The following is a 15,788-nucleotide window of genomic DNA, read 5'->3' as shown; positions in this document are numbered from 1 at the left end:
CCTACTAATATATCACCAGCGGTAACTTCTGCACCTATACGTATTATTCCTCTCTCATCTAAATCTTTTAAAGCATCTTCACCTACATTCGGTTATTCTCTCTCGTTATTTCTTCTGGACCTAATTTCGTATCTCTGGCTTCTGCATCATATTCCTCTATGTGAATAGAAGTCAAAGAATCATCTCTAACCAATTCTTCACTTATCAAAATAGCATCTTCATAATTATAACCTTCCCAAGGCATAAATCCTACTAAGACATTTTTCCCAAGTGCAAGTTCTCCGTTGTCAGTAGAAGGTCCATCGCATATAACTTGCCCTTTTTTCACTTCATCTCCTTCATTTACAATAGGCCTTTGGTTTATACAAGTTCCCTGGTTTGACCTCTTAAATTTAAGTAAATTATACTCATCCCTTCTACCGTCCTTTGTTCTAATTATAACTTTATCAGCGGTGACCTTTTCTACTACTCCATCGTTTTTTGCTAATACTACTACACCAGAATCAACAGCTGCCTTATATTCTATGCCCGTTCCAATTATTGGCGCTTCAGGTTTTATAAGTGGTACTGCTTGCCTCTGCATGTTAGAGCCCATCAAGGCTCTATTCGCATCATCATTTTCCAAAAAAGGTATCATAGAAGTAGCAACAGACACTATCTGTTTTGGTGAAACGTCCATGAAGTCCACTTCTGTTGGAGGTACTGCTATTATCTCTTCTTTTAATCTACATACCACTTTCTCATTAATAAACCTGTTGTTTTCATCTAATGGTTCATTAGCTTGAGCTATAATATATTCATCTTCTTCATCTGCAGTCATATATACAATTTCATCTGTAACTGTACCAGTAGTTTTGTCTACTCTCCTATATGGAGCTTCAATAAATCCATATTCATTTACGCGAGCATAGGTAGTCAAAGATCCAATCAAACCGATATTAGGTCCTTCAGGAGTCTCAATTGGGCATATCCTTCCATAGTGAGAATAATGAACGTCTCTTACTTCAAAACCCGCTCTTTCTCTACTAAGTCCTCCAGGACCTAAAGCACTTACTCTTCTCTTATGAGTAAGTTCTGCCAAAGGGTTAGTTTGGTCCATAAATTGAGAAAGCTGGGAGCTTCCGAAAAATTCCCTAATGGCTGCAACAACTGGGCGAATGTTTATAAGGTTTTGAGGAGTAATTTCATTCACATCTTGGATTGTCATTCTCTCTTTGACTACTCTTTCTAATCTCGCAAGTCCAATTCTAAATTGATTTTGCAATAATTCTCCTACAGACCTGAGTCGCCTATTTCCTAAATGATCTATATCATCTATTGAACCTATCCCATGAGTTAAATTTAGTTGGTAGCTTATAGTGGCTATAATGTCATCTTTAGTAATGTTCTTTGGAACAAGTTCATCCATTCTATTTTTTATTTCGTTTCTTACTGCCTCTTCATCAGAGAAATTATCAAGGATTTCTTTTAATATACTTAAATTTACTGCTTCTTTTATATTTAAGTTAGATACATCATAAGGCATTGGATATTTATTTATATCCACCGTATTATTACCTATTACTCTTACTACTTTACCCTCTACTAACACTTCTACTACATTTATGCCGCAATTTTGAATTTCTTCTGCCTTTTCTTTGGAAATTTTCTCTCCTTCTTCTACTAATATCTCTCCTGTAACAGGATTGACAATCTTTTTTGCGCTTTTTAAGTTTACAATTCTCGTTTTTAACGCAAGTTTTTTATTAAATTTATAGCGCCCAACTTTTGCTAAATCATACCTTTTTGCATCAAAAAATAATGCATACAAAAGGCTTTTGGCACTCTCAACAGTAGGTGGCTCTCCCGGTCTCAATCTTTTATAAATTTCTATTAAAGCCTCTTCTTCAGATTTTGTTGTATCCTTATCTAAAGTAGCTTTTAATTTTTCCTCTTCTCCTAAAAGGTCAAGAATTTGAATATCAGTACTATAACCCAACGCCCTTAATAATACAGTAACTGGAACTTTTCTTGTTCTGTCAATTCTAACATATACTATATCATTGGAATCTTCTTCATATTCTAGCCAAGCCCCTCTATTTGGAATTACAGTTGCAGAAATTAATTTTTTCCCAAATTTATCAAATTGTTGTTCATAATAAACTCCTGGAGATCTAACCAATTGGCTTACAATTACACGTTCTGCGCCATTTATAATAAAAGTACCCTTTTCTGTCATTAAAGGAAAATCTCCCATAAATACTTCAGATTCCTTAATTTCCCCTGTTTCCCTATTGGTAAGGCGTACTTTGACTTTCATCGGCACAGCATATGTAGTATCTCTATCTTTACATTCTTCTACTGAATACTTGGGGTTATTTTCTAATCTATAATCCACAAATTCTAACGCCAAATTTCCTGTAAAGCTCTCTATAGGGGAAATTTCTCTAAAGACTTCTCTCAACCCCTCCTCTAAAAACCATTTGTATGACTTCTTTTGAACTTCAATAAGGTCGGGCATTTCTAACACTTCATCGATCTTAGCAAAGCTCATTCTTGTCTTGTTGCCCACTTGTACAGGATTTACCATCCATTTCACCCCTTAAAAAATGTAAATTACCAAAAGTTTCCCACTTTTGGATTTCATGCAAAATAACCCTATTTTACCATTATTATTCACCAACAGGCTCCCTCTTATACATATATTAACAAATAAAAAAGGCCACTATTAATGCAATTTATTATAATAGCACAAGTGAAGATTTATGTCAACAATTCCCCATAAAAAAATAAGGGCAAATTTTTTGCCCTTATTTTATTTCTACTTTTGCACCAACTTCTTCGAATTTTGCTTTAATTTGATTTGCTTCGTCTTTGCTTACTCCTTCTTTAACTGGCTTTGGAGCACTTTCTACTAAATCTTTTGCTTCTTTTAATCCTAAACCTGTTACTTCTCTCACAACCTTGATAACTTTTATCTTGTCACTACCTACTTCTTGTAAAATAACATCAAATTCTGTTTTTTCTTCAGCTGGTGCTGCTGCTGGTGCTCCAGCTGCTGGAGCTGCTGCAACTGCTACAGGAGCTGCCGCAGATACACCAAATTCCTCCTCTAAAGCTTTTACCAACTCAGCCAATTCTAGAACTGTCATATTTTTTATGGCTTCCAAAATCTCCTCTTTGCTCATTCTTTCTACCTCCATTTTAAAATTTTTATTTTTATTTTCAAGCTTCAGCTTGCTTTTTCTCTTTCACTGCATTTAAAGCATAAAGCAGGCTTCTCAAAGTGCCAGACAACACAAAAACGAGGTTGGTAATAGGAGCTTTCATGCTGCCCAAAGCTTTCGCCACAAGTTCTTCCCTTGAGGGAAGCTCCGCCAAAGCCTTAATTTCCTCAACAGTCACTAACTTTCCATTTACAAGGCCTGCCTTTAACTCAATACCCTTGTGATCTTTCATAAATTCCACAAGAACTTTAGCAGGCGCAACAGGGTCATCATATCCAAAAGCTACAGAAGTTGGTCCTTCAAAATACTTGACTAAATCATCCCCATAACCTAGTTCTTTAGCTGCAATAGTCATTAAAGTATTTTTGTAGACTTTGTACTCAGAATTAGCTTCTCTAAATTTGCGTCTTAATATAGTATCATCTTCTACAGTCAAGCCACTAAAGTTTGAAAAAATCACTGTTTGTGCTCGTGACAATTTGTCTTTAAACTCTGCTACGATTTGTTGCTTTTTCTCTTTTGCTGTGCCCACCTTCCCACCTCCTTAAAAAATTTAAAAAGGATCCCGTAGACATGAGGATCCCTTTTGGGAATTTATTTTTAAAAACCTCGGTGGGATTTACGTGCAAAAGCACACCCACTGTCTACGGTCTTTTTATTCAATTTCAACGTCACTTATTATACCTTACATCTTTTTGTCTGTCAACAATTTTTATTAAAAAATCTTTAAAGGATTAACCTTCACACCTGGTCCCATTGTAGAAGATAACACTACACTTTTGATGTATTGTCCTTTTGCGGCTGCTGGTTTAGACTTAATTATAGCATCTATAACCGCTCTAAAGTTTTCTAATAATTTCTCTTTCCCAAAGGATTTTTTCCCTATAGGAACGTGAATTATACCTGCTTTATCCACCCTGTACTCAATCTTACCAGCTTTAATTTCTTTAATAGCTTTTTCTAAATCAAAAGTCACAGTACCTGATTTAGGGTTTGGCATTAATCCTTTTGGACCTAATATTTTACCTAATCTCCCTACCACTCCCATCATATCAGGAGTTGCAACTACAACATCATAATCAAACCAATTTTCATTTTGAATTTTTGCAACTAATTCTTCTGCTCCCACATAATCAGCACCTGCTGCCTCTGCTTCTTTAGCTTTTTCCCCTTTTGCAAAAACTAATACTTTCACACTTTTTCCTGTTCCGTGAGGAAGCACTACTGTACCTCTTACCTGTTGGTCAGCATGTCTTGGGTCAACACCTAGTCTTACAGCTAAATCAATAGTTTCATCAAAATTTGCTTTTGCAGTTTTCAAAACAATATCTATTGCCTCATCACTGGAATACTGCTGTGTTTTGTCATATAACTTTAAGCTCTCTAAATATTTTTTCCCTCGCTTCACTTTTCTAACCTCCTTGTGGTAGTGTCGGACTTTCCTCCCACTTATTTTTATACAATCTCTATACCCATGCTTCTTGCAGTACCTGCTATCATCCGCATAGCAGCCTCTATATCAGAAGCATTTAAGTCTCTCATCTTGATTTCAGCAATTTCTCTAAGCTGCTCCCTTGTGATTTTCCCTACTTTTTGTTTGTTAGGTTGCGAAGAACCAGACTCTATTCCAGCTGCTTTTTTGATTAGCACAGCTGCTGGTGGAGTTTTAGTTATAAAACTAAATGACCTGTCTGCATATATTGTAATAACAACAGGAATTATTAGCCCTGCGTCTTTGGCTGTCCTTTCATTGAATTCTTTGCAAAAAGCCATTATATTAACACCGTGAGGTCCTAATGCAGTACCTACTGGTGGCGCAGGAGTAGCTTTCCCCGCTGGCAATTGTATTTTTACAACTGCTGCCACTTTCTTTGCCATGACTACACCTCCTTACAAAATTAAAATAGCTTATAAGTTTCTACTTTTTATATTTTTTGAAGCTGTACAAGGTCAAATTCAACCGGTGTCTCTCTCCCAAACATAGAAATTAAAACTTTCGCCTTTTGTCTTTCTGGATAAATTTCTTGAACTACTCCAATAAAATTCTCAAAAGGTCCTGAAATAACCCTGACAGTATCTTTTACATTAAGGTCAACTGCAGTTGGAATCTCTTTTATACCTAAAGCCCTAACTTCTGCTTCACTCAATGGTACAGGTTTAGACCCAGGACCTACAAATCCTGTAACACCCCTGGTATTTCGCACAACGTACCAAGTATCATCCGTCATAACCATTTTCACCAAAACATAACCCGGAAAAATCTTTCTCTCAACAGTTTTCTTTTTACCATCTTTAATCTCAACAACTTTTTCCGTAGGTACAATGATTTGGTGAATTAAATGCTGTAAATTCCTATTTTCTACAATCTTTTCTAAATTAGCTTTGACTTTGTTTTCATATCCAGAATAGGTATGAACCACATACCACTTTGCATTTTCTTTTTCTGGCATAGTTAATCTCTGGGGACTCGCCCCAACCTCCTTTAAACTTTAATAATAAGCTTTAAGAGATAACTAAAAACTGAGTCAATCAAAAAAATGAATACTGTCACAAGAGCCACTACTATTAATACAATTTCAGTATAAGTTATCATAGTTTCTCTGCTTGGCCATGTCACCTTTTTCATTTCTGCCCTTACATCTTTAAAAAACTTGACAATTTTTCTTCCTTCACCGGCCATTTCCTCACATCCTCTTGAAGTTTTAAAAACTACTTAGTCTCTCTATGCAAGGTATGCTTTTTGCAGAATTTGCAATATTTCATTAGCTCTAACCTATCAGGGTCATTCTTCTTATTTTTTGTCGTATGGTAGTTTCTATTCTTACACTCAGTACATGCCAACGTAATTTTTACTCTCAACTATTACACCTCCCGGTGATTCGACTGCTTAGTCAAATTTATCATAAATATAACTTCTTGTCAATCACCAAAAACAAAAAGTCTGTGTCAACGATTTATGGGTGGCTCATTGATTGACATTTTCCACAGTCTACTAAAGCCATTGATTTAACTCAAAAGAAGCCAGGTTTGAACCCGGCTTCTTTTTATTCTATGATAGCTGACACGACGCCAGCACCTACTGTACGGCCGCCTTCTCTTATAGCAAACTTCAAACCTTCTTCCATCGCTATCGGTGTTATTAACTCTACTTTTATCGTTACATGGTCCCCTGGCATCACCATCTCTACTCCATCCGGTAAGTTTATTACCCCTGTCACGTCTGTCGTCCTAAAGTAAAATTGTGGCCTGTATCCATTGAAAAATGGTGTGTGCCTTCCTCCCTCTTCTTTCGTCAATACGTAAACTTGCGCCTCAAATTTCGTGTGCGGCTTTATCGTCCCTGGCTTCGCTAATACTTGCCCTCTCTCTACTTCGTCCCTCTGTACTCCTCTTAATAATACCCCTATGTTGTCACCTGCTTGCGCTTCATCCATCGTCTTCCTAAACATCTCTACCCCTGTTACTACTGTCTTCCTCGATTCTGTCGTCAATCCTATTATCTCTACTTCGTCTCCTACCTTTACCTTCCCTCTCTCTACTCTCCCTGTCGCAACAGTTCCCCTTCCTGTTATCGTAAATACGTCCTCTACTGGCATCAAAAATGGCTTGTCTATGTCTCTCTCCGGTGTCGGTATATATTCGTCTACTACATCCATTAACTCCCATATCTTCCCGCACCATTCGCACTCTCTCTTGCCACATCCGCATTCCAATGCCTTTAATGCCGACCCTACTACTATCGGTGTGTCATCCCCTGGAAATTCATATTCGTTTAGTAATTCCCTTACTTCCATCTCTACTAATTCTATTAATTCTGGATCGTCTACCATGTCTGCTTTGTTTAAAAATACTACTATATATGGCACTCCTACCTGCCTCGCTAATAATATGTGCTCCCTCGTCTGGGGCATCGGACCATCTGCTGCTGATACTACCAATATCGCCCCGTCCATCTGCGCTGCCCCTGTTATCATGTTCTTTACATAGTCTGCGTGACCTGGACAGTCTACATGTGCATAGTGCCTCTTCTCTGTCTCATATTCTACGTGAGTCGTGTTTATCGTTATTCCCCTTGCTTTCTCCTCTGGTGCCTTGTCTATCTCATCATATCCCTTAGCTTCTGCCATCCCTGCCTTCGATAATACCATCGTTATCGCTGCTGTTAATGTCGTCTTACCATGGTCTACGTGACCTATCGTCCCTACGTTTACGTGGGGCTTCTTCCTCTCAAATTTTTGCTTCGCCATCCTCTTTTCCTCCTTTACACAATAAACTTATCCTGGTGTTTCTTAAAATTATGTCACAAAAATGACACTTTATACATCTTTATTCGTGTGCTTTAAAAAATTCCAAACCTTGTATAATAAAAAAACTTCAATAACAAAATTGGAGCCCGCGACCGGGATCGAACCGGTGACCTCCGCCTTACCAAGGCGACGCTCTGCCTACTGAGCTACGTGGGCAAAAGGGAATATCACGACTCCGATTTTTGATTTTACTATAAAGTTTTCTAAATGTCAATAGTTAGCTGTTCCTCATTTCAAGATATCTTTCTAATTTTCTTTTTACCCGTTGTAGAGCATTATCTATGGATTTAACATGCCTATTTAAATCTTCAGCAATTTCTTGATAAGACTTACCATCTAAATATGATACCAAGACCTCCCACTCTAAGCCGCTCAACAATTCTCCCATCTTGCTCTCAATGTTAACGTATTCCTCTTTGCTTATTATTAACTCTTCAGGGTCAGCAATGCACTGGGTAGAAACAACGTCCATCAGAGTCCTATCAGATTCTTCATCAAAGATGGGCTTATTGAGGGAAACATAAGAATTAAGGGGTATGTGCTTCTGCCTTGTTGCAGTTTTAATAGCAGTAATAATTTGACGAGTCACACATAATTCCGCAAAAGCCTTGAAAGAAGTGAGCTTGTCACTTTTATAATCCCGAATTGCTTTATAAAGGCCTATCATCCCTTCTTGAATAATATCTTCCTTATCCGCACCTACTAAAAAATAAGCACGAGCTTTTGCTTTTACAAAGCTTTTATACCTTTCAATAAGGTACTCTAAAGCAATTTCATCGCCTTTTTGAGCTCTAAAAACTACCTCCTCTTCTTCCATTTGATCATAGAGTTGATAGTAATCCTGCTGCGCCCCAGATTTCACCAATACCGCCCCCATTTATTATTCCGGCAACTTTATACGTTATAATTATACATTATATTGGTAAAGGTAGTCAAGCTAATTTTAACTGTTTTCTGCCATTTTACGCAGCTTTTTTACTATTTCATTATCAAGTCGTTCTTCCAAATTATCCTTATAAATTGTATTCACATAGCTTTTTTTATGACTTTCAATGTATTTATTCATCTCTTCGTAAAGCTCTCTTGCAGACATTCTTATTGCACCATGAGCTAAAACCACCTGTTGCACAGTCCAATCAGAACTTACCACAATTACTTGCTCCTTTTTCGCTAATTCCACCACTTTTAATTCTATAAAGTGATCTGCCGATTCGCCTTCTCTTGTGTAAACGACCTCAATACCACTAATTTCTTCATGTTTTTCTAAACTTCCTTTTACATACATTGCATCAAAAACTAATATTATATTTATACCTGAATATCCTTTAAAATCAGCCAACATATCTATTAACTTGTCCCGCGCATCTTGCAAATTTTTTTGTGCTTCTTCTTTTAGTATTTGCCAATTATTTATTACATTATAACCATCCACCAACATGTACAAGGACATCACGCCTTATCTTTTCTTTTTAAAAGTACTTGATAAATTAAAATGGAGGCTGCTACAGAAGCATTTAAAGAGTTTATCTTACCTTTCATAGGGATCTTTACTATAAAATCACAATTTTGTAAAACTAATTTAGAAACCCCTTTCCCTTCATTCCCAATAACGAAAGCAACAGGAAAATCATAATTCAGCTCTTCAAAACTTTTTTCCGCGTTTACATCCGTTCCAACTATCCATACGCCTCTTTCTTTTAAATCTCGTATTGTATTGTTAATATTTGATACTTTTGCTATCCTCATATATTCTACTGCTCCAGCAGAAGTTTTTACAACAGTAGCATTTACCCCTACAGCCCGCCTTTTTGGAATTATTATCCCGTGGACCCCAAAAGCCTCTGCGCTTCTTATAATCGCACCCAAATTGTGAGGGTCAGTTATCTCATCTAATATCAGCAAAAAAGGTTTTTCTTTCTTTTGTTCAGCATATTCCAAAAGGTTCTCTACTTCAAAGTATTGATATACAGCAGACAAAGCTACGACTCCTTGGTGATTTCGACCACCGGCCAGTTTACTTAAAGTGTCATTATCAGTAGTAGAAACTACAATGCCTGCTTCTTTTGCAAAATTTATTATCTTTGAAATATTTCCTCCTGCTGTTTTAGAAACGTATATTTTTTCGATTTCCTTCCCACTTTTTATGGCTTCGATTACTGGATTTCTACCAAAAATTACATCCTGCTCTTTCATAATCATCACCTATTCTTCAATAACTTGTACAGAAAGCTCAAGAATGTTTTTTAATCTTTTATATTCTCCTGCAAGATAAAGATAACCTAGCAATGCTTCAAATCCCGTAGCATACCTATAAGCCTGTACTTCTACTCCTTTAGGTGTAGTATTAGACTTCATATTCCTTCCTCTTCTAACTATATCTTTTTCCTCTTCTGAGAGAAGATCATAAATTCTTTTTATAGATTCTGCCTGAGCTTTGGCTTTTACGTACTTAATTGTCTCTTTGTGCAAAAAATTAACAGACTGATTTTTTTGAGCCACAATTTTGGTGCGAATGTATAAACTATACACAGCATCTCCAATAAAAGCTAAAACAAGGGGGGATAAACTCAACACCCCCTCCTTCGTAAGTAACTTTGGACTTTCCAAAAACCCCATCACACTCTTTTCCATCTTACTCCCTCTGGTGTGTCTTCCAAAATTATTCCTTTTTCTCTCAGCCTATCTCTTATTTCATCAGCTAACTTCCAATTCTTTTCTTTTCTTGCTTTTTGCCTTTCTTCTATTAAAGCTAGTATTTCTTCATCATTGAGCTCAGTCTCTACGCCTCTGTAAGAAAGTCCCAAAACTTCTGAGAGTTTTAAAAACATATCTAAAATATATTCTACCAATTTCTTCGAAGAATTTCCACTGAGATTTGTATTAGCAGTTTTTGCTATTTCAAACAAAATTGATATGGCATCCGCAGTGTTAAAATCGTCATCCATTGCCTCTTCAAATTCCTTTTTATATTCTTCAAACTTTTCCTTTATTCTCTTTTCTTCTTCGTTTAATTCCTTCTCTTTGCACGCAGTAAACAAATGTTTTAAATTGGCCATCGCATTTAACAATCTTTCATAAGCGGACTTAGCCTGCTCCATTAAATCTAAACTAAAATTAATTGGACTTCTGTAGTGAGCCATGAGCATAAAAAGTCTTAAAATTTCAGGATTGTATTTTTTTGTTATTTCTCTTACTGTAAAGAAATTCCCTTTAGATTTTGACATCTTTTCATTGTTTATATTCAAATAACCTATATGCATCCAATATTTAGAAAATGGTTGACCATATGCTGCTTCACTCTGAGCAATTTCGTTCTCATGATGAGGAAATACCAAATCAGGACCTCCTGCGTGGATATCTAAAGTTTTGCCCAAATATTTCGTAGACATAGCAGAGCATTCTATATGCCATCCTGGTCTTCCCTTTCCCCAGGGACTATCCCATGCAGGTTCACCGGGCTTTTGAGCTTTCCAGAGAACAAAATCCAATGGATTTTTCTTTTCTTCATTTATCTCAATTCTTGCACCTGCCTGCAATTCTTCTATATTTTTCTGGGAAAGTTTCCCATAATCCTTAAACTTAGCAGTTTCAAAATAAACATTTCCATTTACCACATAAGCATATCCTTTGTCGATTAAAATCTTTATAAATTCGATTATGTCTTCTATATGCTCTGTCGCTTTAGGATGAACTGTTGCTCTTTTTATACCCAAATTATCTGCATCTTTAAAATATTCGTCTATATATTTTTCCGCAACTTCTTTTGTAGTAACATTTTCTTCTTGGGCTCTTTTAATTATTTTATCGTCAATATCAGTAAAATTTTGAACGTAATTTACTTTATAACCTTTATATTCTAAATATCTTCTCACTGTATCAAATACAATAAAAGCCCTCGCATTTCCTATGTGGATATAATTATATACAGTAGGTCCACAAACATACATGTTCACTATCTTATCATTTAAAGGTTCAAATTCTTCTTTTGTCCTTGAAAGAGTATTATACAGCTTCATCTTCCTCTTCCTTCCTTTCAATTAAAATTTGCTCTAACCTTTCAATCCTCTTTCTTAATTTTTGCAATTCCTCTTCCACAGGGTCAGGAAGTTTACCATGCTCTAAATCCACCACATATGGAGAAGCTATACGTATATTATCTTTTTTTACACAGCGAGCAGGTACTCCAACTACTGTGCTATTAGGTGGTACATCTTTTAAAACAACTGCACCCGCACCAATTTTAGAATTTTCTCCTACTACTATAGGACCTAATACTTTCGCACCACTTCCTATAACCACATTATCTTTTATAGTAGGATGTCTTTTACCTTTTTCCTTTCCTGTACCTCCTAAAGTTACCCCTTGATATATTGTCACATTGTCACCAATTTCTGTAGTCTCCCCAATTACAACTCCCATCCCGTGATCGATAAAAAATCTCCTACCTATCTTAGCACCAGGATGTATTTCAATCCCTGTAAGAAATCTATTGAACTGTGAAATAAGCCGGGGAATTAAAATTAAACCTTTTTTATGCAAATAGTGGGCAATTCTGTGTAGTATTATAGCGTGAAGCCCGGGATAACATAATATAACCTCAAGCACACTTTTGGCAGCAGGGTCTCTTTCAAAAATAACTTGGATATCTTCTTTTAAAGTTTTAAACATATCAAACACCTCCATAAAAATTTACCCCCCTCATCTCAGAGACGAGGGGGGACTCCCGTGGTTCCACTCTGTTTGAGTTTTAAACTCCACTCATTTTCGATAACGGCAGCGGCCGGTAACCCCCTACTAAAATTTCAGGAATACAGCTCGGAGATGCACTTCTTATAACATATCCTCGAGCCACTCGCAGCCTATGGTAGCTCTTCTCTGAAGGCTTATGTTATAATACTCTTCTCCTCATCGCTTTTTACTTTATTAAATTTATCGCTTTTTTAAGCCTATTTATAATTTTATCCTTTCCCAAAAGAGGAATAATCTTTACCAATTCAGGTCCATGGTCTTTTCCTGTTATTGCTACTCTGATTGGCATGAAAAATTCTTTCCCTTTTATCTTAGTTTCTTTCTGTAACTTTTTAAGCAAATCTTTTACATATTCCTCTGTTACTTCATCCGCCTCTTCTATAGCTTTTTTAACTGCTTCCAGTACAATTTTACTATTTAGACTATTCAATATTTTCATTGTTTCATCAGTATACTCAACTTCTTCTACAAAAAACATCTTAGCTCTCTCAGCAATTTGAGCCACATATTGGAGTCCATCTTTGTAAAGAGATATCACATCCTTTAGCCAATTATACATCATATCATCTATTTCGTCAATGTATCCTGCCTTTCTTAAATGTGGAATAGCCAAATCTACAATTCTCTCAACAGAGCTTTTTTGTATATACTGTTGGTTCATCCAATTAAGCTTTTCAATGTCAAAAACAGGATTGGCACTGTGAATCCTTCTGAAATTAAATTTCTGTATTATTTCTTCTTTTGACATGATTTCTACATTATCCTCCGGTGACCAACTTAAAAGAGATAAAAAGTTAAACATAGCTTCTGGCAAATATCCCAATTCTCTATACTGGCCTATATAAGTATTCCCATGCCTTTTAGAAAGTTTAGTCCTATCTGGCCCCAATATTAAAGGCGCATGGGCAAACTTAGGAATTTCAAATCCTAAAGCCTTGTAAATGAGTATCTGCTTCGGAGTATTGTATATATGGTCTTCTCCTCTTATGACATGGGTAATCTTCATAAGAGCGTCATCTATTACAACTGCAAAATTGTAAGTAGGCATTTCGTCTGATTTGACAATTACCATGTCCCCGCCTAAAGTATCACTTTTTATTGTAATTTTCCCTTTTATCATGTCTTCAAACTCTATAACTTCATCGTCAGGAACAATAAACCTTATTACAGGTTTTCTTCCCTCTCTTATAAAAGCTTCTTCTTGTTCCTTTGTAAGATACCTACACCTTCCAGAATAATGAGGTATATCTCCTCTTTCTACTGCCTTTCTTCTATCTTCTTCTAATTCCTCCGGAGTACAATAGCATCTATATGCCTTTTTTTCTTCAATAAGTTTCTGGGCAAATTTATGATAAATTTTAAGTCTTTCACTTTGCCTATAAGGGCCATAGGGACCTGGTTTGTCTGGCCCTTCGTCCCATTCTATACCTAACCACTCTAATTCTTTAAAAATCAATTCTTCAAACTCTTTTGAAGACCTTTCTAAGTCCGTGTCTTCAATCCTTAAAACAAAAGTAGCTCCTTCACTCCTTGAAAAGAGATAATTAAATAAAGCAGTTCTTATATTTCCTATATGAATAGCGCCTGTAGGGCTTGGTGCAAATCTAACCCTCAAATTGCTCATGTATGTCACTCCATCCTTTTTAAGTTAATACTTTATACTAGATTTAATTATAACAAATTTTGCGCTTTTTAAATAGATGAAGTGACAATTGTGTGTGTAATTTTGACAAATATTTTTTCAATGCAAAATAAGGAATTCCCTTTGAGGAATCCCTCACATCTTCTCTTTTATAATATTTTTCACCTTTTCTACGACATCAGAAATTTTTACCTCTTCTGCTTCTTCTTTTTCTCTCAATTTTATTTCCACTATTCCATCATCTACTTTTTTCCCAACTGTAATCCTTATAGGTATTCCTAACAAATCGGCGTCATTAAATTTGACACCAGCTCTTAAATCTCTATCATCTATTAAAACCTCTATTCCCTCTTTTTGCAAAACAGCATATATATCTTCTGCTACTCGATTTTGAGCTTCATTAGAAACATTGACAGGTACTATAATCACATGATAGGGTGCAACACTCATAGGCCATATAATACCTTTCTCATCATGGTGTTGCTCTATAATAGCCGCCACCGTTCTATTAATTCCTATTCCATAGCAGCCCATTATAATTGGCTTTTCATTCCCACCTTCATCTACATACTTAGCTCCCAATGCATCACTGTACTTTGTCCCCAACTTAAAAATATGTCCTACTTCTATACCTCTGTCAATTTTAAGCGGCGAACCACACCTTGGGCACTTATCTCCTTCAATAACATTTTTGATATCCGCCACAACATCAGCCTTAAAATCTCTACCATAGTTGACATTTTTAATATGATAATCTGTCTCATTTGCTCCTACTATAAAATTTCTCATCTCCGGAATCTCATTATCTACTATTATAATTACTTCTCCTTTTAATCCTATAGGTCCTGCAAATCCGACTTTTGCTCCTGTAACCTTTTCAACTATTGAGGCATCTGCTAATTCTAATTCTTCTTCTCTTATTCCTAAAATATTTAAGAGCTTTGTTTCGTTTAAGTCTCTATCTCCTCGAACTAATGCTGCTACAACGTTGTCCTTTCCCTTGTATATAAGCGTTTTTACAAATTTATTAGGAGTAATTCCCAAAAAATTAACTAACTCCTCAATTGTTCTAACATTTGGTGTATATACTTTTTCTTTTGGCAACATTTCTTCGACTATTTCTTGATTGATAAGGCATTCTGCTTTTTCCTCATTTGCAGCATAACCACAATTGTCACAGTAAGCTATTGCTGCTTCCCCTATACTAGAAATCACCATAAACTCTTTTGAGTCTTTTCCTCCCATAGCACCTGAATCAGCTTCTACAACCAAATATTTAAGTCCACATCTATCAAATATTCGGCAGTAAGCCTCATACATTTTATTAAAGGACTTATCCAAGCCTTCCCAATCCACATCAAAGCTGTAAGCATCCTTCATTATAAATTCTCTACTTCTCATGACACCAAATCTCGGGCGCCTTTCATCTCTAAACTTAGTTTGAATTTGATATAAAATAAGAGGAAGCTGCCTATAAGACTTCACTTCATTTCTAATAAGGTCTGTAAAAACCTCTTCGTGTGTAGGCCCCAAGCAAAAGTCTCTTTCATTTCTGTCTTTTAGCTTAAACATCTCAGGGCCAAATACATCCCATCTTCCACTTTCTTTCAAAAGCTCTGCAGGAATAAGAGCAGCCATAAGCACTTCTTGGCTGCCAGCTCTGTCCATCTCTTCTCTCACAATTTGCTCCACTTTCCTAAGTATCCTTTGCCCTAATGGCAAATAAATATATACCCCTGAAGCCAATTTCCTCATCAATGCAGCCTTTAACATTAAAATATGGCTGGGAATTTCAGCTTCAGCAGGAATTTCTCTTAAAGTCGGAACTAACAGCTGCGATAGTCTCATCTTCATCCTCCTAAGTACATAGTTTTAAGTAAATTT

Annotated in this window: 16 protein-coding genes, 1 tRNA gene, 1 pseudogene and 2 other annotated features; all 18 genes and pseudogenes read right to left on the bottom strand. The window is 36.2% G+C overall.

Annotated elements, in window-relative coordinates:
- A pseudogene (gene rpoB, locus THYS13_RS12120) lies at positions 1-2,569 on the bottom strand (DNA-directed RNA polymerase subunit beta); the annotation flags it as partial.
- A gap of 220 nt (positions 2,570-2,789) precedes the next feature.
- The gene (rplL, locus tag THYS13_RS12115; RefSeq protein WP_003868698.1) at positions 2,790-3,167 is read right to left on the bottom strand and encodes a 50S ribosomal protein L7/L12; all 378 of its coding nucleotides are present in this window, start codon (positions 3,165-3,167) and stop codon (positions 2,790-2,792) included.
- A gap of 37 nt (positions 3,168-3,204) precedes the next feature.
- Positions 3,205-3,738, bottom strand: a complete 534-nt coding sequence (rplJ, locus tag THYS13_RS12110; RefSeq protein ID WP_042833886.1) for a 50S ribosomal protein L10 — start codon at positions 3,736-3,738, stop codon at positions 3,205-3,207.
- Between the two features lie 13 nt (positions 3,739-3,751).
- Positions 3,752-3,874: a sequence feature (ribosomal protein L10 leader region), on the bottom strand.
- Positions 3,875-3,921: 47 nt separating this feature from the next.
- On the bottom strand, positions 3,922-4,614 hold the full coding sequence (gene rplA / locus THYS13_RS12105) for a 50S ribosomal protein L1 (protein WP_042834750.1): 693 nt from the start codon (positions 4,612-4,614) through the stop codon (positions 3,922-3,924).
- 47 nt (positions 4,615-4,661) lie between these two features.
- A complete protein-coding gene (rplK, locus tag THYS13_RS12100) occupies positions 4,662-5,084 on the bottom strand; it encodes a 50S ribosomal protein L11 (RefSeq protein ID WP_042834749.1) in 423 nt (140 codons plus the stop codon).
- Between the two features lie 47 nt (positions 5,085-5,131).
- Entirely contained in the window at positions 5,132-5,656 is a 525-nt protein-coding gene (gene nusG, locus THYS13_RS12095; protein ID WP_042834748.1) for a transcription termination/antitermination protein NusG, read from the bottom strand.
- Positions 5,657-5,688: 32 nt separating this feature from the next.
- Positions 5,689-5,886, bottom strand: coding sequence for a preprotein translocase subunit SecE (gene secE, locus THYS13_RS12090; RefSeq protein ID WP_042834747.1), 198 nt, complete (start codon positions 5,884-5,886; stop codon positions 5,689-5,691).
- 29 nt (positions 5,887-5,915) lie between these two features.
- Positions 5,916-6,065 (bottom strand): 50S ribosomal protein L33, encoded by a 150-nt coding sequence (rpmG, locus tag THYS13_RS14000; protein ID WP_004402360.1) that lies wholly within the window; start codon positions 6,063-6,065, stop codon positions 5,916-5,918.
- A gap of 185 nt (positions 6,066-6,250) precedes the next feature.
- Complete coding sequence (gene tuf, locus THYS13_RS12085) at positions 6,251-7,453, bottom strand: elongation factor Tu (RefSeq protein ID WP_042833881.1); 1,203 nt, start codon at positions 7,451-7,453, stop codon at positions 6,251-6,253.
- 140 nt (positions 7,454-7,593) lie between these two features.
- A tRNA-Thr gene (locus THYS13_RS12080) sits at positions 7,594-7,669 on the bottom strand.
- A 61-nt stretch (positions 7,670-7,730) separates the two neighbouring features.
- Positions 7,731-8,375: an RNA polymerase sporulation sigma factor SigH gene (gene sigH / locus THYS13_RS12075; RefSeq protein WP_029687930.1), complete on the bottom strand. Its 645-nt coding sequence runs from the start codon at positions 8,373-8,375 to the stop codon at positions 7,731-7,733.
- 81 nt (positions 8,376-8,456) lie between these two features.
- Entirely contained in the window at positions 8,457-8,963 is a 507-nt protein-coding gene (locus THYS13_RS12070) for an NYN domain-containing protein (RefSeq protein WP_082990418.1), read from the bottom strand.
- Positions 8,963-9,706, bottom strand: coding sequence for a 23S rRNA (guanosine(2251)-2'-O)-methyltransferase RlmB (gene rlmB, locus THYS13_RS12065; protein ID WP_042834745.1), 744 nt, complete (start codon positions 9,704-9,706; stop codon positions 8,963-8,965). Before rlmB ends, THYS13_RS12070 begins: the two co-directional genes overlap by 1 nt.
- Positions 9,707-9,715: 9 nt before the next feature.
- Positions 9,716-10,144: a Mini-ribonuclease 3 gene (locus THYS13_RS12060; RefSeq protein ID WP_042834744.1), complete on the bottom strand. Its 429-nt coding sequence runs from the start codon at positions 10,142-10,144 to the stop codon at positions 9,716-9,718.
- A complete protein-coding gene (cysS, locus tag THYS13_RS12055) occupies positions 10,129-11,529 on the bottom strand; it encodes a cysteine--tRNA ligase (RefSeq protein ID WP_042834743.1) in 1,401 nt (466 codons plus the stop codon). Before cysS ends, THYS13_RS12060 begins: the two co-directional genes overlap by 16 nt.
- Entirely contained in the window at positions 11,516-12,181 is a 666-nt protein-coding gene (gene cysE / locus THYS13_RS12050; RefSeq protein WP_042834803.1) for a serine O-acetyltransferase, read from the bottom strand. The genes cysS and cysE overlap by 14 nt, the downstream gene beginning before the upstream one ends.
- Before the next feature lie 34 nt (positions 12,182-12,215).
- Positions 12,216-12,431, bottom strand: a binding site (T-box leader).
- On the bottom strand, positions 12,429-13,886 hold the full coding sequence (gene gltX / locus THYS13_RS12045; RefSeq protein ID WP_042834741.1) for a glutamate--tRNA ligase: 1,458 nt from the start codon (positions 13,884-13,886) through the stop codon (positions 12,429-12,431). It overlaps the preceding feature by 3 nt.
- A 153-nt stretch (positions 13,887-14,039) precedes the next feature.
- Positions 14,040-15,752, bottom strand: a complete 1,713-nt coding sequence (locus THYS13_RS12040) for a proline--tRNA ligase (protein ID WP_029687925.1) — start codon at positions 15,750-15,752, stop codon at positions 14,040-14,042.
- Between the last annotated feature and the right edge of the window lie 36 nt (positions 15,753-15,788).

The organism is Thermoanaerobacter sp. YS13, assembly GCF_000806225.2.
GTDB classification, from domain to species: domain Bacteria; phylum Bacillota; class Thermoanaerobacteria; order Thermoanaerobacterales; family Thermoanaerobacteraceae; genus Thermoanaerobacter; species Thermoanaerobacter uzonensis.
Note: the sequence above shows the minus strand (reverse complement) of the source record. Positions and strands in the feature narration are given on the sequence as shown.

What these genes read in the sequence shown, in the direction of transcription:
- tuf (WP_042833881.1), bottom strand. Translation starts at nt 7,453, where the DNA reads ATGGCGAAGCAAAAATTTGAGAGGAAGAAGCCCCACGTAAACGTAGGG.
- gltX (WP_042834741.1), bottom strand. Translation starts at nt 13,886, where the DNA reads ATGAGCAATTTGAGGGTTAGATTTGCACCAAGCCCTACAGGCGCTATT.
- THYS13_RS12040 (WP_029687925.1), bottom strand. Translation starts at nt 15,752, where the DNA reads ATGAGACTATCGCAGCTGTTAGTTCCGACTTTAAGAGAAATTCCTGCT.
- rplK (WP_042834749.1), bottom strand. Translation starts at nt 5,084, where the DNA reads ATGGCAAAGAAAGTGGCAGCAGTTGTAAAAATACAATTGCCAGCGGGG.
- rlmB (WP_042834745.1), bottom strand. Translation starts at nt 9,706, where the DNA reads ATGAAAGAGCAGGATGTAATTTTTGGTAGAAATCCAGTAATCGAAGCC.
- cysS (WP_042834743.1), bottom strand. Translation starts at nt 11,529, where the DNA reads ATGAAGCTGTATAATACTCTTTCAAGGACAAAAGAAGAATTTGAACCT.
- cysE (WP_042834803.1), bottom strand. Translation starts at nt 12,181, where the DNA reads ATGTTTAAAACTTTAAAAGAAGATATCCAAGTTATTTTTGAAAGAGAC.
- THYS13_RS12060 (WP_042834744.1), bottom strand. Translation starts at nt 10,144, where the DNA reads ATGGAAAAGAGTGTGATGGGGTTTTTGGAAAGTCCAAAGTTACTTACG.
- nusG (WP_042834748.1), bottom strand. Translation starts at nt 5,656, where the DNA reads ATGCCAGAAAAAGAAAATGCAAAGTGGTATGTGGTTCATACCTATTCT.
- secE (WP_042834747.1), bottom strand. Translation starts at nt 5,886, where the DNA reads ATGGCCGGTGAAGGAAGAAAAATTGTCAAGTTTTTTAAAGATGTAAGG.
- rplL (WP_003868698.1), bottom strand. Translation starts at nt 3,167, where the DNA reads ATGAGCAAAGAGGAGATTTTGGAAGCCATAAAAAATATGACAGTTCTA.
- THYS13_RS12070 (WP_082990418.1), bottom strand. Translation starts at nt 8,963, where the DNA reads ATGTCCTTGTACATGTTGGTGGATGGTTATAATGTAATAAATAATTGG.